The following is a 23,295-nucleotide window of genomic DNA, read 5'->3' on the forward strand; positions in this document are numbered from 1 at the left end:
TTACTTCTCGTTTAAAAGTTGTTGAAAACGATTTACAAACTCCCCTACATGTGCACCATCCATTAGTGCATGATGTCCATGTATAGATACCGCCATACGCTTACGACCATTCTCTTCCATCACTTTACCAAACGAAATCTTAGGGCAGCTATCAGGAAAATCATAGTGACGTGCATGCGACATAGAAGTAAAATCAAGCCAAGGCACAGCAGATATATGCAATACATTCTCCCCTTTTGATGCTGGGAAGAAGTCTGTTGATTGCTGTACTCGATCGATCTCTTCTTTTGCCTTAATCAAAAAAACTTCTTTATCACTATAGTAATCCATATACGCAAACCCAAACGTACCATTCGGTCTATTGATAGTAGGCGAAGCGTGTACCTCATCATACAGATATACCTCGTTATCTTCTATTCTATATCGAAATGCCTCTACCTCATTAGCAGCCTTTAGTGCGTCGTATAAATAAGTTAAGAAAAAAGAATGCCCTTTCTCTTTTGCTTTTTGGTAAGCAGTGGTACAATCCATTTGTACGGTTAATCCAAAGAAAGGTTCTGTAAACTGTGAAAAGAACGCATACTGCTCTTTTCTACTCCATTGAGATAAATCTACTTTAGTTCTCATTTTGTTGTGTTGTTTTATTCACAGCGAAAATATACGTAATCTTCTTGATGGTATAAGACTTTTGTCCTAGACTACTATATGTAATATCGTTTACTCCTATTTCATCATCGCTCTCAACTGCTCTTCAAAATTCTCTCCTTGCATTCCTTCGAATCTCCTCACTAGTTTTCCATCTTGATCAAACAACCAATAATCAGGTGTACTCTTATTTCTATACATTGCTAGAACAGGACTTAGTCTTCCCTCTTTATTACCTAATAAAATACCCTTATTCCCTTTAAATTCAGAGTAATACTTAAACTTATCTTTCTGATCATGTCCTGCATAATATGTGATATGTACAAGCTTATCCTTCAAGTTATCAGCTATCTGAGTTGTCTTAGGAGCTGCCATTTCACAATAGCCACAGTGGTAAGTCGAAAAATCTAACAATACATATTTCCCCTTAAAGTAATCACTAAGCTTTACTTGCTTAGTTTGTAGATCTTCAGCATAAAAATCATAATAATTATCTCCTACTTCCAGAAGCTTATGATCTATAAATATCTTAAGCATCTGTACTTCTTTAGTATCATAATACTTAGGATCTATAAGAGCATATAGTTCGTCTAAATAATCTGATGAATAATCTATAGCCTGATATTGCAGTAGGTATCGAGCATAAGCTGTATTAATATTCTTTTTTATAAAAGCGTTATTTTGTTTGTTAATAAGATTCGACAACTTCTTAATCTTACCTAGAGGTTCTTCATCACTTAGATACACCTTCGCTACACTATCCTTATCTTTCCCTTCTTCTAAAAGACGGTAATACTCTTTGATATAAACACTTCGTTCTTCTACTAAGTGCTTATTAACTAACATATTTTCATATCTCAGGCTGTCATTCACAGAATTCATCGCTCTAAGATTACCTGAAAAATCATTTATAGAACCATTAATAGTTACAGACTCATTGCCTAAAAAGAAGAAGGTACTCTTTGTCTCTTTTCCTACATAAGCATCTAATCTCACATAATTAGGAACATCTTCTAGTACCATAGACACATCTACCTCACCATTCTTTAGACGAAATTCTTGTTCTTTTCCACCACTCGATAACATCATCTTTACCTCATCGCTTATTCCTTCCAGTTTTCCTGTTATATGTAACTTCTCCTGTCCTAATACTCCTATAGAACACAGCATTAAAAGCGTATAGAATATCTTATATTTCATAGTTCACAAATTGATTAAAGCTAAGTAACAGCAATATAAATAATTAAATAACAACTAAATATAAACATTCAAATAAATATAACTAAGCTCCTATTTCATCAACGCTCTCAACTGCTCTTCAAAATCCTCTTCTAACCCTTGATCAAAAATCTTTAATAATCTCCCCTCCGAATTAAATAGTGCATAATATGGAGTACCACTCATTCTGTATTTAGCAATTGTCGGGCTTTGCATTCCTCTTTTATCCCAAACTATTACACCGTGATCTCCTTTTAGACCTCTATACTTTTCAACACTATGTAAATCATTCTCTATACAATAAGTCACATATACTAACTTATCCTCTAACGCTTTTGCTAACTTTGAAGTTATTGGAACAGCCTGTTGACAAAAATAGCAATAGGGTGAAGAGAAATCAAGTAACACATACTTTCCTTTAAAATAATCACTAAACGTTACTTTCTTTTCATTCATATCTAAAGCCGTAAAGTCATAATAACTATCTCCCTCCACTAACACTTTATTATCTATTAGAGCTTTTAAAAATACTATTGGATCAGTATTTTGATATTGACTATCTACTAAGTCATACAATTCTTGATAATGATTGGTATTAGTATCATGCATTATAAATCCGACCAAATAACGTCCATAATCCGTATTGATATTTTTCTTTAAAAACTCGTAATCTAAGTCTTTTATCTTTTGCTCTATACGTAAGTATTCCTCCTTGTATGGTGCCATCGCATTATCATAAGACATTCCACTATCTACTTCTTTAGACACCTTACTTTCGATAATTTGGCGTTCAGTTCTTAATTCTCTAGTTAGTATCTCGCTCTCATATCTTAAAGTATCATACCTAGAACCTTTAGCTTGTAGACTCTTTAAATCGTCAAAGCGACCATCTATAGTCACTGTCTCATTTCCTAAGAAAAAAGAAGTATACTCATAATCATCCCCTTTCATGATAGACAAATACACAGGCGTAGGCGCTTTAACAATCTCTGCTTCTACTACGAATACCCCATCTATAGCTTTAAGCTCTATCTCTTTCTTATCATAAGAGAGCATTAGCTTAGCTCCATTAGGTATCCCCGTAATCTTACCTGTTACATGTAATTTATCTTGAGCCATTATTCCTACAGAAAAGAATAATGCGATTAACATCATTAATTTATTCATTATAGCTTACTATTTAATCTCTACAAGATAGGTAATTCAACTTATACAGAACAATATTATTCAAAGAATAAACTTCTCCCTCTTTATGATTTCAAATAACCCTGCCCCCTCATGGAGATAATGACCTCATTAGCTCTTTTTGCACAGATATGCGCTTTCTTATCACACATAGTTACCTATAATTCATAACCTTAAGCTTATTTCATTTATTTTTATTCGGAAGCTATTCGGTAATACCCAGTATTTACTTGGGATAAGAGGTAGTTTACCGAACTGTATTCAGGTTGTACCCGAACTATCTACTATAGATAAAGATAGAAATAAAGCATTATTTGTATAAAAATGACGCTTATTTGAATTTTTATATTCTCTTTTAGAGGTAAAAATTGGTCAATTCGAAATAATGTCTATTTTTGTTATACAACCACAAAAAACGATATTGATATATGAGACCAGATTTATTTCAGGCACCTGATTATTACTTATTAGACGACTTGTTAAGTGATGAACACAAGTTAATTAGAGATACAGCGAGAGCATGGGTGAAGAAAGAAGTTTCTCCTATTATAGAAGACTTCGCTCAACGTGCAGAATTTCCAAAACAATTAATACCAGGATTAGCCGAGATAGGTGGATTCGGTCCTTATATCCCTACAGAATACGGAGGAGCAGGATTAGACCAAATTTCGTATGGACTAATCATGCAGGAGATCGAGAGAGGAGATTCTGGTATACGTTCTACCTCATCAGTACAGTCTTCACTAGTGATGTACCCTATCTGGAAGTACGGTAATGAGGAGCAACGCATGAAGTACCTACCTAAGCTAGCGACAGGAGAGTATATCGGATGCTTCGGATTGACAGAGCCAGATCACGGTTCTAACCCAGGTGGGATGCTGACTAACTTTAAAGATATGGGAGACCACTACCTGCTAAATGGGGCTAAAATGTGGATCTCTAATGCTCCATTCGCAGACATCGCTGTAGTATGGGCTAAGAATGAAGAAGGGCGTATACACGGGCTGATCGTAGAGCGTGGTATGGAAGGCTTCACTACTCCGGAGACACATAATAAGTGGTCACTGAGAGCTTCGGCTACAGGGGAGTTAATATTCGATAATGTCAAAGTACCTAAAGCTAACTTATTGCCAAACAAATCAGGATTAGGAGCACCTCTAGGGTGTTTAGATTCTGCTAGATATGGCATCGCATGGGGAGCTATCGGAGCCGCTATGGACTGCTATGACACAGCACTTCGCTACTCGAAAGAGCGCATACAGTTCGACAAACCTATCGGTGCGACTCAGTTACAACAAAAGAAATTAGCAGAGATGATCACAGAGATCACTAAAGCACAGCTATTAACCTGGAGATTAGGCGTACTGAGAGACGAAGGAAGAGCTACTTCTGCACAGATCTCTATGGCCAAACGAAACAATGTGGCTATGGCATTAGACATCGCACGTGATGCGCGTCAGATGTTGGGAGGTATGGGTATCACAGGAGAATACTCTATCATGCGCCACATGATGAACTTAGAATCTGTAGTGACCTATGAAGGGACACATGATATCCACTTGCTAATAACAGGTATGGATGTGACAGGATTCCCTGCATTTAAGTAATAAATATCTTTATAGATAAACTTTATACAAAGAGCTTCGCCTTTCGGTGAAGCTTTTTTACTTTTGTACTAAATTTTAGAAGATATGACTATTCAAGAAATCAATGCACAGATAGCTGAAGAAAGAAATGCGTTACTTCAACACCCTCTTTATAATAAAATAAAGACTATCCCTCACTTATGTACATTTATGGAAGGGCATGTATATGCGGTATGGGATTTTATGTCATTGCTTAAAGCCTTACAACAACAATTGACTTGTACCACGACTCCTTGGTTTGCCTCAGAGTTTCCACAGACACGCTATTTGATCAATGAAATTGTATTAGCAGAAGAGTCAGACTTAGCCTATGATGGACAGCGTCTGAGCCACTTCGAGATGTACTTAGATGCCATGATAACGGCTAAAGCAGATACTACTGCTATCGAAGCACTTATCCGCACTCTTAAGTCTGGTACACCTATCTTCGAAGCGATAGCACAGACAGACTTAGATGAAGGGGTAAAAGAATTTTTAAACTTCACCTTCAAGACTATCGAAGGGGGTAAAGCACATGAGATCGCAGCAGCCTTCACATTTGGTCGCGAAGATTTGATACCAGATATGTTTACTGAGATCTTAAAAGGGTTTCAACAAAACTTCCCTGAGACAGACTTGACAAAGCTAGTGTATTACTTCGAACGTCATATCGAACTAGATGGAGATGAGCATGGTCCGATGGCCATGAAGATGATCTCTGAGCTATGTGGAGATGATCAACAGAAGTGGCAAGACGTCATCACAATCTCTAAACAAGCACTTATAAAACGTTATAACTTGTGGAATTCTATCGAAAAATTTATAGATATCAAGTAAGTTTAACGTTTACAAAACACTAATATCTCATTAATTTACATATATTTACACAAAAGCATTAAAAACATGAAATTGAAAGGTAAAAACGCAATTATCACCGGAGGTGGAAGAGGATTAGGTAAAGCTACCGCTATTGCTTTCGCTCAAGAAGGGATAAACGTTGCTATTACTGGTAGAAACGAGAAAACATTACAAGCAACTGTTACAGAGTTAGAAGCATTAGGAGTGAAAGCTACTTATGCCGTATTCGATGTAACGGATAAAGCAAAAGTAAAAGCTGAAATAGCTAAATTAATAGAAACATTAGGAGGTGTAGATATATTAGTGAACAATGCTGGTATATCAGAATTCGGAAAATTCACAGATATGTCTGCTGAGCGTTGGGAAGAGATCTTGCTTACTAACGTGATGGGAGTGTATAATGTGACTAGAGAAGTACTACCTCACTTAATAGATCAGAATGAAGGAGATATCTTTAACGTAGCTTCTACAGCTGGTCTTAACGGAAATGCAACTACGTCTGCATACTCTGCGTCTAAATTTGCAGTGATCGGGATGTCTGAATCACTAATGAAGGAAGTGCGCAAAAACAACATTAGAGTATGTACGCTAACGCCAAGTACTATCGCATCAGATATGTCTATAGAATTAGGGCTTACAGATGGTAACCCTGATCATATCTTACAGCCAGAGGACTTCGCAGAGCTTATCGTAGCTACATTGAGATTACCAAGAAGAGCCATGGTTAAAACAGCATCGCTGTGGACAACTAATCCTCAATAAAATAGAAGGAGAGGTTTGACTCCTATTCTTTCTTATTACTTATTATGATTACAACCTAAACTCGCTATTTTGGCGAGTTTTTTATTGTATTATTTTTTTATTTAGCAACCGTTTTTTTATTTACTTTTGCGCCGTTTTATATTCATTCTTTCGTCATGATACGAAAAATAACACGCTTCTTTTTAAAGCTAGCACTTCTCTTTTTTGGACTGAGTATTTTCTCAGTACTAGTCTTTCGTTTTGTCCCTGTGCCTTATACCCCACTGATGTTTATCAGACTGTACGAACAGGTAAAAGATGGCAAGCCAATGACACTACAGCACAAATGGGTACCACTAGAAGATATCAATGTCAATCTACAGAAAGCCGTGATCGCTAGTGAGGATGGACACTTCTTGACGCATAATGGCTTTGATTTTAAAGCCATCGAGAAAGCAATGAAGAACAATGAAAAAGGCAAAAAGATCAAAGGTGGTAGTACCATCTCACAGCAGACTGCTAAGAACGTGTTCTTATGGCCGGGGCGTAGCTATATCCGCAAAGGCTTTGAAGCTTACTTTACAGTACTGATAGAGTTCTTATGGCCTAAAGAGAGAATCCTAGAAGTCTATCTAAATAGTATAGAGATGGGAGATGGTGTCTATGGAGCACAAGCTGCGGCACAGCACTGGTATAATAAAGATGCAAAGAACTTAACTGCTAATCAAGCAGCAGGTATCGCCGTGATCCTACCGAGTCCGAGAAGATATAAAGCCAATAACTCTGGACCATATATCGCGAAAAGAAAGAACACAATCACTCGTTATGTGAATAACTTCGGTCCTCTCGATTTTAATAAGAAAGAAGCTAATAAAAAAGAGAATAAGAAGAAGTAATGCCATTTTAACTATTTAAATTACCGAATTAACATTGTTTTTTTATAACTTTGTTAGGAACTAAAATAAATTACTATGAAAAAAGTATTGTTATCATTCGCAGTAGTTGGATTATTATTCGCTACTTCATGTAAAGACACAAAGGCTGAAGAAACAACTCCAGCTGTAGAAAACACAGAAGCTACAACTGAGGAAACTCCTGAGTTAACTAAATTCGAAGCTGCTAAAGCAGAAGCTGAAACTAAACTAGCTGATGCAAAGAAAGCTGTAGAAGAAGCTATTAAAAAAGGAGACAAAAAAGCTCAAGAAGAAGCTAACAAAGCTTTAGAAGCTGCACAAAAAACTTGGGATGACGCTAAAGCTAAATTCGAAGAAGTAAGCAAAAAAGCTGGTGATGCAGTAGAAAACGCTAAAGATGCTACTGAAGAAAAAGTAGAAGAAGTAAAAGACGCTACTGAGAAAAAAGTAGAAGAAGTGAAAGAAGCTACTGAGAAAAAAGTAGACGAAGCAAAAGGTGCACTAAAAGATGCAGCTGACAAACTAAAAAAATAGTATTTATAGAATACGGAAAGGAGCTCATGATGAGCTCCTTTTTTTGTTTACTCTTATAAGGACACTATAAATTTTATAGATATTTTTAATATCTTCATAAATATAAACAATTACGTATCAATGGTATTACCTATATTATTTTGTACATTTACATAGTAATAAAAAATCAGAAATACTATGAAAACAAATATCGGTCTTACAGACAACGCACGTCAATTCAATGCAGAAGTACTATCTAAATTATTAGCAGATGAGTTTATCCTTTACACTAAAGCGAGAAATGCTCATTATAACGTAACGGGGGTAGACTTCCATTCTAAACACGTATACTTCGAAGAACTGTATACAGAACTAGCAGTGAATGTAGATGCTGTGGCAGAACGTATTAAAACACTAGGACACTACGCTCCTTCTTCTTTAAAAGATTACTTAAAACTAACTCACTTAACAGAAGAGAGAAAAACTACAGATACAGATAGTAAGTCTTGGATTGCAGAGTTATTAATAGACTATGAGGTGATCGTATCCTTCATCAGACAGAATATAGATGCTATCGAAGAGTCTAATGATAAGAGTACTGCTGACTTCTTAATCGGCTTAATGGAAGCACATGAGAAAACAGCTTGGATGCTACGTTCTCACTTAGGATAATCAGTGAAACAACATTATATCAAGGTTTGCCTTTTTTGGGCAAACCTTTTTTGTTACTTTTACCTCAAACAACAATAACCAATATGAAAAAGCTATTTATGTTGGGAGCAGTATTATCCCTACTAGTATCGTGTTCTCAGCCTAAAACAGATATAGAAAGAGCAGAGGTATTCCAAAAAGAACTCAACAAGGAGTTTAGCGACTCTAAAACATCTCCATTACCTAAGGATGCGCTAAAGAAGTTTAAAGGACTTGATTTCTTCCCTATAACAGAAGATTATGTTGTAGAAACTAAACTAGTTCGTACACCAGACGAAAAGCCTTTTACGATGCCTACAACAACTTCGAATAAGCTGAATTATGTCAAATACGGTGAACTACACTTTATATTAGACAAAAAAGAACATAAAGTGGATGTCTTTCAGGATCTAGATATCCTAAAGAAAGAAGACTATGCTAATCACCTATTCTTACCTTTTACAGATCTTACTTCTGGAGTGACTACTTATGGTGGAGGTAGATATATAGATTTAGAGATACCTGAAGGAGACCTTATCACTCTAAACTTTAATCAGGCTTATAATCCCTTCTGTGTTTATAACCCTAAATACTCATGCCCTATACCACCTGAACAAAACTTCATAGAAGTAGAAATAAATGCTGGTGTAAAAAATTATAAATACGAATAAGCAGAGTAGCAAGAAACGGATTGTGAGTGAGTAAGAGTCAATATACTTTTGGGATTCTAAATACAGTAAAATGAAACTAAAAGGTAAAATAGCGCTTATCACTGGTGGAACTAGTGGTATCGGTAAAGCAACGGCACTCTTATTTATCCAACACGGTGCACAGGTCATCATCACAGGTAGGAACAAACATACTGTAGACAGTACAGTGGCAGAACTAGGTCATCAGGCTATAGGTATCGTCTCTGATGCAGGTAATATGGTAGACCTGATGCGTCTAGGGGAAGAATTACGCCACTATACGTCTCGTTTAGACATTGTGTTTGTCAATGCTGGTTTTGGCAAATATGCTCCACTAGAACTAATAGACGAGACGCACTATGAAGAGATGTTCAATACTATTGTCAAAGGAACTCTATTCACTGTACAGCAGGTCTTACCCCTTATGTCTAGTGATAGCGCTATCGTGCTAAACACTTCTATCGTCACTGAAGTAGGGATGCAAAACTCTAGTGTCTATTCTGCTGCTAAAGCAGCTGTGCAATCGTTCACTAAGACCTTTGCATCAGAATTAATCAGTAGAGGAATACGCGTTAATGCTGTATCACCAGGCCCTATCCAAACGAACTACTTCGACCGATCTAACTTATCTAAAGAGCAAGTAGACTCATTCACTACTTCCTTCGCACCACAAGTGCCTATACAGCGCTTCGGTCTAGCGTCCGAAGTAGCAGAAGCAGTCATGTTCTTAGCTTCTGATGCCGCTTCATTCATCGTAGGTACAGAGCTAAGTGTAGACGGAGGCTTTCCAAAGATAAAAACATCATAAAGAAAAAGGATGTAAATTAAAAAGGCGAGTCAAAATGTTGACTCGCCTTTATTGGATTTAAAAACTGTTGTTTCCTATTTCAGTTTCTTGATACCCATATTGTATAATGTAACTTCTTGTAAGTCTCATTCTCTTGTATTAAAAAAGTTGCTTCAATTTGTCTAACTTTTTAAAGTCAGCCCAAAGACTTTTTTGCACTTTTATTTCTTTAATGTAAAAGTACTGATGTAGACTTTGTAAAAAACAAGAAAAAAATTAATGAGATAATTGAACAAAAGAAGAACCTTCTTTCGAAGCTATTAATTTCTTTCCTTTAAATAACTCTAATTTTATATATGGTGATTTAACTTTATTATTAGGATTATTGGAAACTAAAACATTTATTTGTGTAGAGTGATGTTTTCTTTGTTTAATTTCTATTTCACTATTACCTTTTATTTCATATCTATTATTACCTCCCACACCTTCATAAGTTAATATTAAATATGTCTCTTTAGGGTTTGTTGTTACTTTTAATCTGTAAGTACTAATAGGGTTCAACTCTTCGTCTTTTGAACAAGAATTAAAACTCATAACACACATTAATACTATAAATATAGCTAATAATTTTTTCATGTTTTTGTTTATAATTTCCACAAACATACATTTTAAAAGTCTAAAATATGTGTCAAGATATGTCTTGTTTGTTACAAATTGAGAATTCCCCTTTCGTTTTTCACCTTAAGATTGCAAAATTGGTAAAGTGAGAACAATATAAATTATAGGTATACATCTGATATTGTGATACTGTGATATCTATATCTTCTGGGATGGCACTAAACTAGTACCTCATCCTAATAGAGAAACTGAATCAATAACATACTGGACTGAACTATAACTAAACGAATAAAACTAGGTCTCTTAAAAAAACAAAAGGCGAGTCAAAATATTGACTCGCCTTTATTGGATTTAAAAACTGTTGTTTCCTATTTCAGTTTCTTGATACCCATATTGTATAATGTAAATGCTTGTAAGTCTACGTGCTCTTGTATTTGTTGAGCAATAGATTTACCTGCACCATGTCCTGCATTCGTTTCAATGCGAATTAACATAGGGTTATTACCTGTATTTTTAGCTTGTAACTCAGCTGCAAACTTAAAGCTGTGCGCTGGTACTACTCTATCATCATGGTCACCAGTAGTTACCATTGTAGCTGGGTATGCTACAGCTTTCACATTGTGTAGAGGAGAATATCCTTTTAAGTACTCGAACATCTCTTTGCTATCTTCTGAAGTACCATAGTCATACGCCCATCCTGCACCTGCTGTGAAAGTGTGGTAACGCAACATATCTAATACTCCTACTGCTGGTAAAGCTACTTTCATAAGGTCAGGACGTTGAGTCATAGTAGCACCTACTAATAACCCTCCATTAGATCCACCTTTAATAGCTAAGAAATCAGATGAAGTATATTTATTGTCAATTAAGTACTGACCTGCAGCGATAAAGTCATCAAATACATTTTGTTTTTGTAATTGAGTACCTGCTACGTGCCATTCTTTACCATACTCTCCACCACCTCTAAGGTTTGGTACAGCATATACACCACCATTCTCTAACCAAATAGCATTAGCAATACTAAATGAAGGAGTCAAGCTAATATTAAACCCTCCGTAAGCATATAGCATAGTAGGATTCTTACCATCTAACTTAAGACTTTTTTTATGTGTAATGATCATCGGTACTTTAGTTCCGTCTTTAGAAGTATAGAATACTTGTTTAGACTCATATTGAGAAGAGTCAAACTTCACTTTAGGTTGCTCATATACTTTAGACGTACCATCTACTGGATTGAAAGCATAGATACTTCCTGCAGTGATATAGTTCGTGAAAGAATAGTATAATGTAGTATCTGATTTTTTACCACCAAAACCACCAACAGTTCCAACTCCTGGTAATTCTACTACTCTCACTTTCTTACCTGTATAGTCATACTGCTCTACATATGCTACAGCATCTTTTAAGTAGTTAGCGAAGATATATCCAGCTCCTTTTGAAGGTGTCAATACATTCTTTGTCTCTGCGATAAAGTCAACCCAATTCGCTTGTCCTGGATTCTTAGCATCTACAGTTACTACTCTTGTGTTAGGTGCTTTATAATCTGTTACGATATATAATTTACCATCTTTACTATCTAATACTCCATTACTGCTGTCGAAGTTATTTACTAAAGTAACAATAGGGCTATTCGCTACAGTCAAATCTTTAATATAAAGCTCGTTACCATAAGTAGAGTTAGCAGCCGTAATAACTAAATATTTATTATCACTAGTCACTCCTCCACCTACATAACGTCTCTTCTGATCTTTACCGAAGATTAGAGCATCCTCTTTCTGAGCCGTACCTAATTTGTGGTAATATAATTTATGTTGATCTGTCTTTGCAGATAATTCACTTCCTGTTGGCTTATCATAACTAGAATAATAGAACCCTTCATTACCAAACCAAGAAACCCCACTAAACTTCACGTCTACTAATGTATCCCCTATCACTTGTTTTGTTTCTGCATCTAGCACGATAATCTTTCTCCAGTCACTTCCTCCTTCAGAGATAGCGTAAGCTACTTTAGAACCATCCTCAGAGAAATCAATACTTCCTAATGATGTAGTACCATCTTTAGAGAATGTATTAGGATCTAAGAATACCTCTTCTTTACCTGCTTCATCTTTGCGGTATAAGATAGACTGATTCTGCAACCCGTCATTTTTAAAGAAATAAGTGTATTTACCTTCTTTAAATGGAGCACCGATCTTCTCATAGTTCCATGCCTCTTCCATTTGTTTCTTTAGGTCATCTCTAAATGGAATCTGAGCTAAATAATCAAAAGTAACTTGGTTCTCTGCTTTTACCCAAGCAGCAGTTTCTTCTGATCTATCATCTTCTAACCATCTATATGGGTCAGCTACTTCTACACCGAAGTAAGTATCTACTACTTCACCTTTTTTAGTGTCTGGGTACTTTAGTTCTACATTTGCTTCTTCCGTAGCTCCTTGCTTACAAGAAACTATGATTGTAGCAACTAGTAAAGTCATAAGTGTTTTTCTCATAAATGTTTAAGTTAGTTATTGTTTTCTTAAATAATAAGTTAGTAAATATATCCATAAATTAATAAAGAGCAAGGAGGAATCCCCCTTACTCTCTATATATTAACATTATTTCCTATTATTAATGCTTGTGTTCATGGTCGTGATCATGGTCTCCCTCTCCTGGGTTTACAATATTCACAGTTCTAAATTCCATAGCTTGGTTCCCTGCCTTATCTAATACTTTTACTACAAAGTGGTATTCACCTCTCTTTGCTTCTTTATCTATTAGGATTTCGTGGTGATGTATATGTGCATTTCGCTGCCCATAGATATCATCCCAGCTATTTTTATATTTAAACGATTTGCGGTGTGCGTTCTCTTCATCGTCGTAATCATGGTCATGATCGTGGTCATCATGTCTTACAGATACGCTGTGCGTATGTGTATGTCCCTCTGCTGAGTGAATGTCAATATCATAAGACCCTAAGGCTATATTATCTGATACATCCATATCAAAGTGGATAGTCTCTCCTGCTTCTAAATTAGCTCCCTCTTCTGGTGCATTTAACACGATCACAGGTTTTTGAGTATCAATATCAGAATCACTCTTCAGACATGATGTAAATAATATACTACTTAATAAAGTTACGCTTGCTATATATTTTAATTGTTTCATTTTTTAAATGTTTAAAAATCCAGATTGTGCTGTTTAATTTAATCTATCACAATCTGGAAGATGAGTTAAATGTCTTTGTTTTTACCTAGTGCAAAATGAGTTAACCCATTTACAGGAGGCCCTCTTAACCAATAAAAAGGAAACAGACACTCTTTATAGCTGGCTACTACCTCGATTACTAATTCATCGTGTACTCTCTCTTCCCAAAATTCTATAGGCGCTACTATATGTTCTATAGCAGGTGAGAGCTTACATATATACTGCTCACAGTAGTGAATCGTATTACTATCTACATATTCTAGTTGAGTTGACTTCTGCCCAAAGTGATGATCAATGATGACATAGTGAAGAGTATTGTTCAGTATGGGTACTAAGAATAAAGTACACCATAGAGAACATACTATAGCACGTATGTTCTTATCAGTCATATCAGAATGGTACTTGTATCATCAATTGGATTGAACGTCCTAACTCTGGTATACCTAATGGTCTGTAGAAGCTCGTATGATTTAATATCTTCGTATCAAACATATTTGAGATAGACAGCGTAGTACGCGCCTTAAACTTACCGAACTGTACTGTAGAAGACACCCCAGCACCGAAGCTCTGGCTACTAGGTGTCACTTCTTCTCCCTGTGCTATACGCTCTTGCTTAGCATACCACTTCCCGTTAAAGTACACTTCTGATTCTTTAAACAAATCCGTATCTCTAAAGCTATATCTAACCTCTCCGAATACATTCATCGGAGGAGTGAATGGCAATGGATAAGCTCCGTTCTGTCCATTAGACACTTGCTGATTATAGATATACTCAAGTACTGCTGATATATTTAGACGATCAAAAAAGCGTTTCTCTACTTTCCATTCAAAACCACTAATGATAGCTTCTGATTGGGTATATTCATAAATCTGTCCACTATCTGGTAGTATAGAGAACTTACCTGATGGCTTTAGGTAGATGTAATTAGAAAAATAATATAAATAAGGGCTAAATGTCGTATTAAACGTAGAAGTCTTAAACTCTGCTCTAAAGTCTAATGCAATCCCTTTCTCTGGATCAAGATCAGGATTCCCTTTCTCATGTCTAAAAGCTCCGTGGTGCACACCATTAGATGCTAACTCTATAGCAGTGGGGAATCTAAAGTTAGTACCCACGGTAGCTCCAAAATTAAAGTTGTCGTTTAGCGTATACTTTGCACCTACCATTCCATTCACACTATTAAAGTCTCTATCTGTAGTCGTACTTCTCTGTGCATATTTATTAGCTAGCTGATCTGCATAGCCCTGTTCTTTTAGATAGTCAAATAAGAATTGATCATAAAACGGCTTAACATGTACACTTGCATAGTCAAAGCGCGCTCCTCCTTCTAAAGTCAATTTATCATTCACGAAATACTCATACATTCCAAATACACCTGTACTCTGTCTATTAAACTTAGGCAATAAGAATCCGTATCCATCAATGGTATTATTCTGAAAATTCTGTTGTACCCCTAATGTCAACTTATGGTTGTTATTAAATAGATGTTCATACTTCACAGATGCATCTACTGTATTTAGTACAAACTGTAACTCTAGATTAGGGTTAGAACTTGGTGGCGTTTGGTCATCAAAGTGAGAGTGAAACAAGCTGTGCTCTTGTCTTCTATTGTTTTGATAAGCGACCATAAAAGTCCACTTGTCTTGTAATGAACTATCCCATGTAGTCGTATTCACCACCTTAAAGTGATTGACGTTCTGACGTGGGTATTCTATATTGCGGTGATTCCCATCATCTGCTACAGCTGCCACATTAGGCAATCCGTGAGATCCTGGGAAGAAACCACTCTTGTCATAAACATTACTAATGCTTAAGATATTTTTAAAGTTATTATCCACATAACCTATCTGTCCATATAGCGCAAAGTTCTTAGAAGCAGTATTCTTCATTCTATTGCCATAGATAGGGATCACAGTGTTTAAATAGTCTATCTCAGACGTGGGTACACGATAGTCCCCTGCATCTTGACCTGTTGCTTTAAACTTATAGAAGAACTTTTCATCTCTTCCCTTTACCTGTACAGAAGCCCCATACGAATCATTAACTGTCTTGCCAAACATAGTAGCACTTCCGCTAAATGAGTGAACCTCTGGTACCTTCTCATTATTGATCTTAATCACACCTCCGATCGCATCACTACCATACTCAATAGTACCTACGCCCTTAATTACTTCTACTTCTTCAGTGCTGAAAGCATCTATCTCTAATCCATGGTCTGCTCCCCACTGTTGACCTTCTTGTTTGGCCCCATTCTCAGCGACAGCTACACGGTTAAAACCAAGTCCACGGATGATAGGTTTAGAAGCTCCTGCCCCAATCTCCATAGCATTAACCCCTGGTACTGATGTCAAAGTTTTTGCAAATGAGCCCGAAAAACTCTCTACTAACTTCTTATTACTAACTACCTCAGTATTCGCAATCGTCTTTAGCCCATGTGTAGATACAACTACTTGGTCTAGCAGTGTATTGTCTTCCTTAAGGTGCAAATCTAAATACATATCAGACTTCACTGTAAGCAAGGTATCAACAGTCTTATAACCAAGGTATTCTACTAATAAACGGTGCTGACCTGCAGATACAGGTGTAGATATAAATTGTCCTTTCAGGTCAGTTCCAGACTGTAATCCCGAAAAAGTTATATTGCTCCCTACTAATGCTTCTCCATATATGTCTGATACCTTACCCTTTACAACATATTGTTGTGCGTAAGTTCCAACAGAAGCCACTAGTGAAAGCATAAGAATAAATATTCTCATTTAATCGCTAATAATTTAATTGTACATAAATAATCTATCCCTTTGCAAAGATTGCAAGAGATCTAATCAATAATTTATGCTAATACAGGGGGTGCCCTAAGGGAAAAGAATACCTGCGAAAGAGGTACAATAGATAGCGATACAATATCCTGAACAGATCTCGCTACATCATAAATGATAAACTCTACAGATAATATATCTGAAGTGATAGCAGGATTAAGTATAGTATCACAGACAAAACACTTGTCTAGCTGACCATGTGCTTCTTTAAAAGTAAGTTGATCTGATAAGTCTCCTCTACTTTCATTAAAATGAGCATGCGTACTGTGTTCTCTTTCGTACTCTACTGAAGAAACAATATGCTCAAAACTATGCACAAATTGAAAAACGATGGTAAACATAATGGCTACCACCAACAATATTCTTGCTATGTTTTTCTTTGCTTGCATACTGCAAATATAGACAAGAATGCTAGAAATAGACAATATGAATGATAATATTTAATAATTACTTCATATTGAACCTCATTTCACTTCTAATTTTTATTTCACTAATATCCCCTCTTAGCAAGGTGTAAATTCATTTTCATACTCTAAATCAATACTTCTCGCAAACCTAGCATTCTCTATACATAACATAGTTTAATTCAAAATCATAAACTAACATAAAATCTTCTAACAACAGTAAAACATCCTCCACTATGAAACACTGTAAGCAATATTAAATTATTTCAGTCCTTTAATAGTATGATAGCGCAATGCTGGTATAATGATCCCATAGTGATCGCATAAAAATTAGCCAAAACTATGCGACCACTATCCGATCATTATCCAATCACTATGCGACCACTGCTATTTTTGAATGCCTCGTCCTACTATAGCTATACAGTTATTGATTATAATCTTACTCTTAGCTGTACAAATGTGTTCAGGTTAAACCAAAAATTATCGTTTGTGTTTTGTTACCTTTGTTTTTCATAAAAAATCATTAATAATGAATAGCAGACTATTAGGTAGTATATTAATCATAGCGGGTTCTTCTATCGGTGGAGGCATGTTAGCTATGCCTATCACATCAGCAGGCGTAGGCTTTATAGGAGCTACTTTACTGCTATTTATCATTTGGTTTGCGATGTGTTACACAGCATTGTTGATGGTTCGCATCTATGATTTTAACAGTCCTAAAGATGGCTTTGATACCTTGACTAGAAAGTATGCAGGATTCACTGTGAACCGAATAGCTGGGCTAAGTCTGATGTTCTTAATCTATGGGCTGACAGCTGCTTATATGTCTGGTGGAGGGACAATCCTAAAGACAAATATAGACCTGCTACTAGATACTAATCTAGATGATCGCTTAGCTGTACTTATCTTCTCTGCTATATTCAGTACTATTGTTATTATTGGGACGAGATGGGTAGATTGGTTCACTCGTATTCTTTTTACGGGGAAGCTTATCTTCTTAGCGCTATTAGTGATCGTTATGACTCCTCTGATAGAAGGGGCAAATCTACTTCACATGCCTATGTCTCAAGGTCTAGTGATTATGTCTATCCCAGCGATATTCACCTCTTTTGGTTTTCATGGAAGCATCCCGAGTATCGTTGATTATCTAGAGGGGAATAAGAGGCTATTAAAAAGAGCCTTTATACTAGGTAGCTTACTACCCTTAGTGATTTATTTAGTTTGGCAGATCGTTATATTAGGAACTTTAGATCAGACCGTCTTTATGCAGATATTACAAGAGCACTCTGAGGTAAAAGGGTTATTACTTAGCATAAGAGAGCTGTCGCACTCTACGTATATAGAGACTTTATTTAGTTTCTTCGCAGCAGCGGCATTAGGTACTTCATTCTTAGGAGTAAGCATCGGGCTATTAGATTACTATAAAGACCTGTTTAAAAATAAGTCTAAAAAATTAATCAAACCTTTGGCGGCTATCTGTACATTCATACCCCCATTACTATTTGCACTCTTCTACCCAGAGGGTTTTATTTTGGCATTGGGGTATGCAGCGATAGCAGGTGTTATACTTGCATTAGTCATTCCCGTGATATTATATTTAAAGGCAATGAGATTTCACAAAATCAAAATTTCGTTGTTACAATATCTCATTATTGGTTTTATATTAATACTTTCTTTAGTAATAGTATTTGCACAACTATTAGTCGTTAGCAAAAGCTAAAACCTAAATGTTTTATAAACTTTCTAAAAGTTAGTTAAGAAACGTTTTGTATCATTTTAATTTAGGAATTTACCAGATTCAAAGACCTAGAAATTGCGTAAATTTGCAAGCTTATATTATTATATGATAAACAAATACTTACTAACAACAATATTCGCTATCACACTGATAACGAACACCGTATCTTTTGCACAACAAAGTGCAGATGTAATCTCTAATGAAGAACAACGGGATAGCACGGCTGCTAAAAAGAAATTTTTTGAACGCGTAGTTTCTTATTTTGAAGAAGCTAAAAAAGATAAATCACAGAGCAAATTTGACCTCTCATTCATAGGTGGGCCAAGCTACTCTGTAGATACTAAACTAGGACTAGGTATAGTCGCTTCTGGACTGTATAGAGTAGATAAAGAAAATCTTGATTTACCCCCTTCTGATGTCGCAATTTATACTAACTTCACTACAAGTGGATTCTTTGCTATCGGAGTAGAGAATACAACGATATTTCCTAATGATGACTATCGATTTCACTACGATATGGCGTTTAAATATATGCCTAGTAAATACTATGGCATAGGATATGAAGCAGGTAATCAAGGTGATTATGTGAAATACGACGAATATCACTTAGGCTTGAAATTTGATGTATTGCGAAAAGTGTTGCCTAATACGTATGTAGGACTAGTCTTTTCTGCTCAGAATATTCAGAGTAGAAACTTTAAAGATACGGAAGTGAGACCTGATACAGACTCTAAAGATACAGCTATCGGAGGAGGATTTATCGCGTCATATGACAGTAGAGACTTTATCCCTAACCCGAGTAAAGGAATCTTTATCCAATATGAGCAGACTTTTTTCCCAAAAACACTGGGAAGCAATAAGCACTTCGGAAAGATTAACTTTACAGCACGTGCATATCAACAAGTGTGGAAGGGTGGTCTACTAGCCTTCGACTTAAATGGAGAGTTTAACAATGGTGAAGTGCCATGGACAATGCTTTCTAAACTAGGTGGGGCTAGACAGATGAGAGGGTACTACAGTGGGCAATATCGAGATAGAAAACAGATCAATACACAGGTAGAGCTAAGACAAAAAATACATAATCGACACGGTGTAGCAGTATGGGGTGGTGCAGGTAATGTGTTCAAGAATATGGAAAAGTTTGACTGGAGCCATACACTACCTACTTATGGTATAGGATATAGATGGGAGTTTAAAAATAGAGTAAACGTACGTCTTGACTATGGTTTTGGTAAAGGTCAGAGTGGTTTCTATTTTAATATCTATGAATCGTTTTAAAGGATAAAATGACTGAACAATTAAACAAAAAAGGATTCTTTAGTAGAGTCATAAATAACCCGATAGCCTTGTTTTGGTTCTATATTGCTGTCAATATGGTTCCGAGTATTTACTTTGTCTTTACGCAACCAGTCGATATACTAGGTAAGATTGTAGTCATACTGTTTCCATTGGGGCTATTCATGACGATATTCTCTGCTTTTAAAAATTCAGGAGCATGGTTACTATTATGTTTTCCATTCTTGTTTTTACACGCTTTCCAGATTGTATTATTCTATCTATTCGGAGAAGATGTGATAGCAGCAGATATGTTTCTAAACGTAGCAACCACGAATACTTCTGAAATAAATGAACTACTCGGTAGTCTATTGCCTTCTATTGCCTTTGTGTGTTTCTTATACATTCCACCTATCGTATTCGCTATACTTCAGTGGAAGAGAAAGAACTTCTTAGGCTGGAGCTTTAGAAGACAAACTCTATTACCTGCTGTGCTATTATTAATAGCCTCACTAGTATTATCATTCTTCAGTGCGAATAAGAATACAGGTACATTTGCTTTTAACCAAGATGTGTATCCTATCAATGCGTTACACAACCTAGGATTCGCTGTGAATAAATGGGATAAGGTCAATCGATACCCGGAGACCTCTAAAGACTTTACCTTTAAAGCTACTAGAGACAGCATCTCTACTAATAAAAGACAGATATACGTACTGATCATAGGTGAGACAAGTAGAGCTGACAACTGGTCTCTGTATGGATATGATAGAGAAACTAATCCGAAATTAAAGACTGAGAAGAACTTGGTCGTGTTCAAAGATGCGTTAACACAATCGAATACGACTCATAAGAGTGTCTCAATCATCTTATCAGAGGCAGAGGCAGAGAACTATAATTCTATCTATGTCAAAAAAGGTATTGTACACGCGTTTAAAGAAGCTGGCTTTACCACTATATCACTGTCTAATCAGGCAGAGAACTCTTCGTTTATAGAATACTTCACTAAAGAAGCAGATATCTATAAGACGATACGCACTACTGATAGCCATACACGTATGACAGAGAATCACTATGATGAAGAATTAGTAGATTTAATGCAAAAACACATACAGGAGACTACAGGAGATCTATTCATCTTATTACACACCTATGGGTCACACTTTAAGTATATGGAGCGCTACCCTAAGGACTTCAGACAGTTCACTCCTGATGAGATAGGTGGTGTAAAGAAATCGGAGAAAGAACATCTAGTCAATGCGTATGACAACTCTATCTTATACACAGATCACTTCTTAGCTAAAACGATAGAAGCCCTGAAACAGACTAATGAGGAAGTAGCTATGCTATATACTTCTGATCACGGAGAGGACTTATTCGACGATGATAGAAATAGGTTCTTACACGCATCGCCAAGTCCTACCTACTATCAGCTAAGAATACCATTCTTAATGTGGTTCTCAGATGAGTATATCGCCAATAATGAAAAGAGAATGACGGCAGTGCAGGAGAATAAAAACAAACCTATCTCTACGAATGCAGTATTCCATACGATGATTAATGCAGCACATATCCGTACTTCTTATCTAGAAAAAGACTTGTCATTAGTCAATAGAGCTTTTAATGCAGAAGCACGTATGTACTTAAATGACCATGATATCGCTGTTCCTTATACTAAAATGAACTTGAAGAAAGAAGATTTCGAAATGCTGAAAAAGAATAATATTAAAGAATAAACAACAAAACAATGATACAAAAAACTAAACTAAAAATACTAGCCCTAGCCATGTGTGCTATGCCACTGCTAGCTACTGCACAGAGTGAAAAAGTAGAACCTATAAGACTAGGTAATATGGATCACTGGATGGTACGCGAGATTAAAGAATCGTTTATCATCGGGGGTAATACACAATACCTATACGAGATCACTGAAACAAAAGATACATTAAAGGACAATACGCCTTACAAGAATAAAAAGTCTCCATGGGCTACCTCATCTGTACTAGCTACTGTAAGTGGTATAACGAAAGGGAGTGTAACAGTATTCCCAGAAAAAAGAGATAATGGGTACGCTGCTCGTCTAGAGACACGTATAGAGAAAGTGAAAGTACTAGGGGTAATTAATATCAATGTACTAGCCAGTGGGACAATCTTCTTAGGAGAAATGATAGAACCTATCACAGATACTAAAAACCCTCAAAGTAAACTAGTAACAGGTATTCCTTTTACTAAAAAACCTAAAGCACTACAGTTCGACTATAAAGTAACTACTGGTGGGCCTTCTAAACGTGTGAATGGTATGGGAAGCGGAACTGATGCTAAGCGAAATGATAAGGCTGAGATACAGATTCTGCTACAAAAGAGATGGGAAGACAAAGATGGTAATGTATATGCTAAACGTATAGGTACGGGATGGGAACTGATGGATAAATCTGTAAAAACATGGCAAAATAAACACCGTCTGACTGTAAACTATGGCGATATCACAAAGCAGAGTTACTATGGCGCTCACATGGCACTTAGAACAGGTAGCAATGCATACTACACTAGAAATAGCAAAGGTAAAATGGTGCCGATCATAGAAGAAGGTTGGGGTACTGCAGATGACGAGGTAACTCACCTAATCGTACAATTCTCTTCTAGTAATGGTGGTGCGTATATCGGTAATACGGATAGCCATTTATGGATAGATAACGTAGGGTTGGTTTATTAAAATATATCAATACAAAAAGAGAGGTAGTTTAATCTGGATTAAACTACCTCTCTTTTTTATCTTATTACTTCACTCTAGTACTATCGTGGCTATGAGTTTCTATTCCTCCGTTCCACAACGTCAGAATGTCTGTAGCTACAGCAGCTCCACTACCAGCAGCTATCGCTAGCTGACTTCTATGTCCTGCTAATGTGCCTGCCACATAAACACCTTCTGTTACTAAGTGATCTTCGTTTTTCAACTGTATTCTATTCTTAGCAGCTAATGATTTCTTATGTGGTATCACATATTCCATTAGTCCTTCTACTTCAAAGGTAGGACTAGAATTAATAGCTACTACTACAAGTGAAGTATAGTATACTTCCTTATTCGTCTTAACTTCAAATACTCCATCTCTCTGCTGTACTGAAATAACTTTCTCGCCAATGATTTGGTCAATGTGCTTGTAGTACTTCAAGTCTTCGATAGACTGTTCTAATAGGTCTTTTCCTAAAGTCCCTTGTTTTATCCCGTAAGCATTATAGAATATAGCATCTTGAAGCATTGAACTCTTCTGATGCATAATAATACCTACTTTCTTATCTGCTACAAAAGGTTTCTTTACGGCACTACCAATAACTTGTGCACAAGAAACTCCTGATACACCTCCCCCTATGATTAGTACATCGAATACTTCCATAGG

The 23,295-nt window shown here is 36.2% G+C and carries 22 protein-coding genes; 12 read left to right on the top strand and 10 right to left on the bottom strand.

Translation table 11 applies throughout. The annotated features are described in order from the left end of the window. From AABL85_RS00105 to AABL85_RS00115, 3 genes are all read right to left on the bottom strand, one after another. Positions 1-627: a chloramphenicol acetyltransferase gene (locus AABL85_RS00105; RefSeq protein WP_341308776.1), complete on the bottom strand. Its 627-nt coding sequence runs from the start codon at positions 625-627 to the stop codon at positions 1-3. Between the two features lie 96 nt (positions 628-723). After that, entirely contained in the window at positions 724-1,845 is a 1,122-nt protein-coding gene (locus tag AABL85_RS00110; RefSeq protein ID WP_286414614.1) for a TlpA family protein disulfide reductase, read from the bottom strand. 90 nt (positions 1,846-1,935) lie between these two features. Next, positions 1,936-3,030, bottom strand: coding sequence for a redoxin family protein (locus tag AABL85_RS00115; RefSeq protein ID WP_286414616.1), 1,095 nt, complete (start codon positions 3,028-3,030; stop codon positions 1,936-1,938). A 446-nt stretch (positions 3,031-3,476) separates the two neighbouring features. Here AABL85_RS00115 and AABL85_RS00120 point away from each other — a divergent pair, with 446 nt between their 5' ends. The 8 genes from AABL85_RS00120 (at position 3,477) to AABL85_RS00155 (ending at position 9,886) form a co-directional block, all read left to right on the top strand. Further along, a complete protein-coding gene (locus tag AABL85_RS00120) occupies positions 3,477-4,655 on the top strand; it encodes an acyl-CoA dehydrogenase family protein (RefSeq protein WP_006262638.1) in 1,179 nt (392 codons plus the stop codon). 84 nt (positions 4,656-4,739) lie between these two features. Next, complete coding sequence (locus tag AABL85_RS00125) at positions 4,740-5,510, top strand: DUF3050 domain-containing protein (protein WP_286414618.1); 771 nt, start codon at positions 4,740-4,742, stop codon at positions 5,508-5,510. Between the two features lie 66 nt (positions 5,511-5,576). Beyond that, on the top strand, positions 5,577-6,293 hold the full coding sequence (locus tag AABL85_RS00130) for a 3-ketoacyl-ACP reductase (RefSeq protein ID WP_006257619.1): 717 nt from the start codon (positions 5,577-5,579) through the stop codon (positions 6,291-6,293). A gap of 155 nt (positions 6,294-6,448) precedes the next feature. Then, positions 6,449-7,168, top strand: a complete 720-nt coding sequence (gene mtgA, locus AABL85_RS00135; protein ID WP_341308777.1) for a monofunctional biosynthetic peptidoglycan transglycosylase — start codon at positions 6,449-6,451, stop codon at positions 7,166-7,168. Between the two features lie 75 nt (positions 7,169-7,243). Continuing rightward, positions 7,244-7,720: a hypothetical protein gene (locus AABL85_RS00140; RefSeq protein ID WP_341308778.1), complete on the top strand. Its 477-nt coding sequence runs from the start codon at positions 7,244-7,246 to the stop codon at positions 7,718-7,720. Positions 7,721-7,897: 177 nt separating this feature from the next. Beyond that, positions 7,898-8,371, top strand: coding sequence for a Dps family protein (locus tag AABL85_RS00145; RefSeq protein ID WP_006257622.1), 474 nt, complete (start codon positions 7,898-7,900; stop codon positions 8,369-8,371). Between the two features lie 98 nt (positions 8,372-8,469). Then, positions 8,470-9,060, top strand: a complete 591-nt coding sequence (locus AABL85_RS00150) for a DUF1684 domain-containing protein (RefSeq protein ID WP_341308936.1) — start codon at positions 8,470-8,472, stop codon at positions 9,058-9,060. A gap of 70 nt (positions 9,061-9,130) precedes the next feature. Continuing rightward, entirely contained in the window at positions 9,131-9,886 is a 756-nt protein-coding gene (locus AABL85_RS00155; RefSeq protein ID WP_341308779.1) for an SDR family oxidoreductase, read from the top strand. Positions 9,887-10,141: 255 nt separating this feature from the next. Here the strand turns inward: AABL85_RS00155 and AABL85_RS00160 are convergent, their stop codons facing one another. The 6 genes from AABL85_RS00160 to AABL85_RS00185 form a co-directional block, all read right to left on the bottom strand. Next, the gene (locus AABL85_RS00160) at positions 10,142-10,501 is read right to left on the bottom strand and encodes a hypothetical protein (protein WP_341308780.1); all 360 of its coding nucleotides are present in this window, start codon (positions 10,499-10,501) and stop codon (positions 10,142-10,144) included. A 350-nt stretch (positions 10,502-10,851) separates the two neighbouring features. Beyond that, positions 10,852-12,957 (bottom strand): prolyl oligopeptidase family serine peptidase, encoded by a 2,106-nt coding sequence (locus tag AABL85_RS00165; RefSeq protein WP_341308937.1) that lies wholly within the window; start codon positions 12,955-12,957, stop codon positions 10,852-10,854. A 133-nt stretch (positions 12,958-13,090) separates the two neighbouring features. After that, positions 13,091-13,627: a DUF4625 domain-containing protein gene (locus AABL85_RS00170; protein ID WP_341308781.1), complete on the bottom strand. Its 537-nt coding sequence runs from the start codon at positions 13,625-13,627 to the stop codon at positions 13,091-13,093. A gap of 65 nt (positions 13,628-13,692) precedes the next feature. After that, positions 13,693-14,055 carry a hypothetical protein gene (locus AABL85_RS00175; RefSeq protein ID WP_341308782.1) on the bottom strand — a complete coding sequence of 121 codons (363 nt, stop codon included), beginning with the start codon at positions 14,053-14,055 and terminating at the stop codon, positions 13,693-13,695. Position 14,056: 1 nt separating this feature from the next. Beyond that, positions 14,057-16,423, bottom strand: coding sequence for a TonB-dependent receptor (locus AABL85_RS00180; protein WP_286414630.1), 2,367 nt, complete (start codon positions 16,421-16,423; stop codon positions 14,057-14,059). A 74-nt stretch (positions 16,424-16,497) separates the two neighbouring features. After that, positions 16,498-16,872, bottom strand: a complete 375-nt coding sequence (locus tag AABL85_RS00185) for a hypothetical protein (protein WP_341308783.1) — start codon at positions 16,870-16,872, stop codon at positions 16,498-16,500. Between the two features lie 544 nt (positions 16,873-17,416). On the opposite strand from AABL85_RS00185, the gene AABL85_RS00190 reads away from it, so the two are divergent. The 4 genes from AABL85_RS00190 (at position 17,417) to AABL85_RS00205 (ending at position 22,613) form a co-directional block, all read left to right on the top strand. Beyond that, positions 17,417-18,607, top strand: a complete 1,191-nt coding sequence (locus AABL85_RS00190) for an aromatic amino acid transporter (RefSeq protein ID WP_341308784.1) — start codon at positions 17,417-17,419, stop codon at positions 18,605-18,607. A 123-nt stretch (positions 18,608-18,730) separates the two neighbouring features. Beyond that, positions 18,731-19,903 carry a BamA/TamA family outer membrane protein gene (locus AABL85_RS00195; protein WP_341308785.1) on the top strand — a complete coding sequence of 391 codons (1,173 nt, stop codon included), beginning with the start codon at positions 18,731-18,733 and terminating at the stop codon, positions 19,901-19,903. 8 nt (positions 19,904-19,911) lie between these two features. Further along, a complete protein-coding gene (locus AABL85_RS00200; RefSeq protein WP_341308786.1) occupies positions 19,912-21,636 on the top strand; it encodes a phosphoethanolamine transferase in 1,725 nt (574 codons plus the stop codon). An 11-nt stretch (positions 21,637-21,647) separates the two neighbouring features. Further along, a complete protein-coding gene (locus AABL85_RS00205) occupies positions 21,648-22,613 on the top strand; it encodes a PCMD domain-containing protein (protein WP_341308787.1) in 966 nt (321 codons plus the stop codon). Between the two features lie 64 nt (positions 22,614-22,677). On the opposite strand, the gene AABL85_RS00210 is transcribed toward AABL85_RS00205, so the two are convergent. Further along, complete coding sequence (locus tag AABL85_RS00210; protein ID WP_286414642.1) at positions 22,678-23,292, bottom strand: FAD-dependent oxidoreductase; 615 nt, start codon at positions 23,290-23,292, stop codon at positions 22,678-22,680. Positions 23,293-23,295: the final 3 nt, after the last annotated feature.

The sequence above is a fragment of the Myroides odoratimimus genome (assembly GCF_038039805.1).
Lineage (GTDB): Bacteria > Bacteroidota > Bacteroidia > Flavobacteriales > Flavobacteriaceae > Flavobacterium > Flavobacterium odoratimimum_B.

Excerpts from the sequence above, each read along its gene's own strand:
- AABL85_RS00155 (WP_341308779.1), top strand. The coding sequence starts at position 9,131 with ATGAAACTAAAAGGTAAAATAGCGCTTATCACTGGTGGAACTAGTGGT.
- AABL85_RS00120 (WP_006262638.1), top strand. The coding sequence starts at position 3,477 with ATGAGACCAGATTTATTTCAGGCACCTGATTATTACTTATTAGACGAC.
- AABL85_RS00115 (WP_286414616.1), bottom strand. The coding sequence starts at position 3,030 with ATGAATAAATTAATGATGTTAATCGCATTATTCTTTTCTGTAGGAATA.
- AABL85_RS00130 (WP_006257619.1), top strand. The coding sequence starts at position 5,577 with ATGAAATTGAAAGGTAAAAACGCAATTATCACCGGAGGTGGAAGAGGA.
- AABL85_RS00210 (WP_286414642.1), bottom strand. The coding sequence starts at position 23,292 with ATGGAAGTATTCGATGTACTAATCATAGGGGGAGGTGTATCAGGAGTT.
- AABL85_RS00125 (WP_286414618.1), top strand. The coding sequence starts at position 4,740 with ATGACTATTCAAGAAATCAATGCACAGATAGCTGAAGAAAGAAATGCG.
- AABL85_RS00170 (WP_341308781.1), bottom strand. The coding sequence starts at position 13,627 with ATGAAACAATTAAAATATATAGCAAGCGTAACTTTATTAAGTAGTATA.
- AABL85_RS00185 (WP_341308783.1), bottom strand. The coding sequence starts at position 16,872 with ATGCAAGCAAAGAAAAACATAGCAAGAATATTGTTGGTGGTAGCCATT.
- AABL85_RS00145 (WP_006257622.1), top strand. The coding sequence starts at position 7,898 with ATGAAAACAAATATCGGTCTTACAGACAACGCACGTCAATTCAATGCA.
- AABL85_RS00105 (WP_341308776.1), bottom strand. The coding sequence starts at position 627 with ATGAGAACTAAAGTAGATTTATCTCAATGGAGTAGAAAAGAGCAGTAT.
- AABL85_RS00190 (WP_341308784.1), top strand. The coding sequence starts at position 17,417 with ATGAATAGCAGACTATTAGGTAGTATATTAATCATAGCGGGTTCTTCT.
- AABL85_RS00175 (WP_341308782.1), bottom strand. The coding sequence starts at position 14,055 with ATGACTGATAAGAACATACGTGCTATAGTATGTTCTCTATGGTGTACT.
- AABL85_RS00160 (WP_341308780.1), bottom strand. The coding sequence starts at position 10,501 with ATGAAAAAATTATTAGCTATATTTATAGTATTAATGTGTGTTATGAGT.
- AABL85_RS00165 (WP_341308937.1), bottom strand. The coding sequence starts at position 12,957 with ATGACTTTACTAGTTGCTACAATCATAGTTTCTTGTAAGCAAGGAGCT.
- AABL85_RS00195 (WP_341308785.1), top strand. The coding sequence starts at position 18,731 with ATGATAAACAAATACTTACTAACAACAATATTCGCTATCACACTGATA.
- mtgA (WP_341308777.1), top strand. The coding sequence starts at position 6,449 with ATGATACGAAAAATAACACGCTTCTTTTTAAAGCTAGCACTTCTCTTT.
- AABL85_RS00205 (WP_341308787.1), top strand. The coding sequence starts at position 21,648 with ATGATACAAAAAACTAAACTAAAAATACTAGCCCTAGCCATGTGTGCT.
- AABL85_RS00200 (WP_341308786.1), top strand. The coding sequence starts at position 19,912 with ATGACTGAACAATTAAACAAAAAAGGATTCTTTAGTAGAGTCATAAAT.
- AABL85_RS00110 (WP_286414614.1), bottom strand. The coding sequence starts at position 1,845 with ATGAAATATAAGATATTCTATACGCTTTTAATGCTGTGTTCTATAGGA.
- AABL85_RS00150 (WP_341308936.1), top strand. The coding sequence starts at position 8,470 with ATGTTGGGAGCAGTATTATCCCTACTAGTATCGTGTTCTCAGCCTAAA.
- AABL85_RS00180 (WP_286414630.1), bottom strand. The coding sequence starts at position 16,423 with ATGAGAATATTTATTCTTATGCTTTCACTAGTGGCTTCTGTTGGAACT.
- AABL85_RS00140 (WP_341308778.1), top strand. The coding sequence starts at position 7,244 with ATGAAAAAAGTATTGTTATCATTCGCAGTAGTTGGATTATTATTCGCT.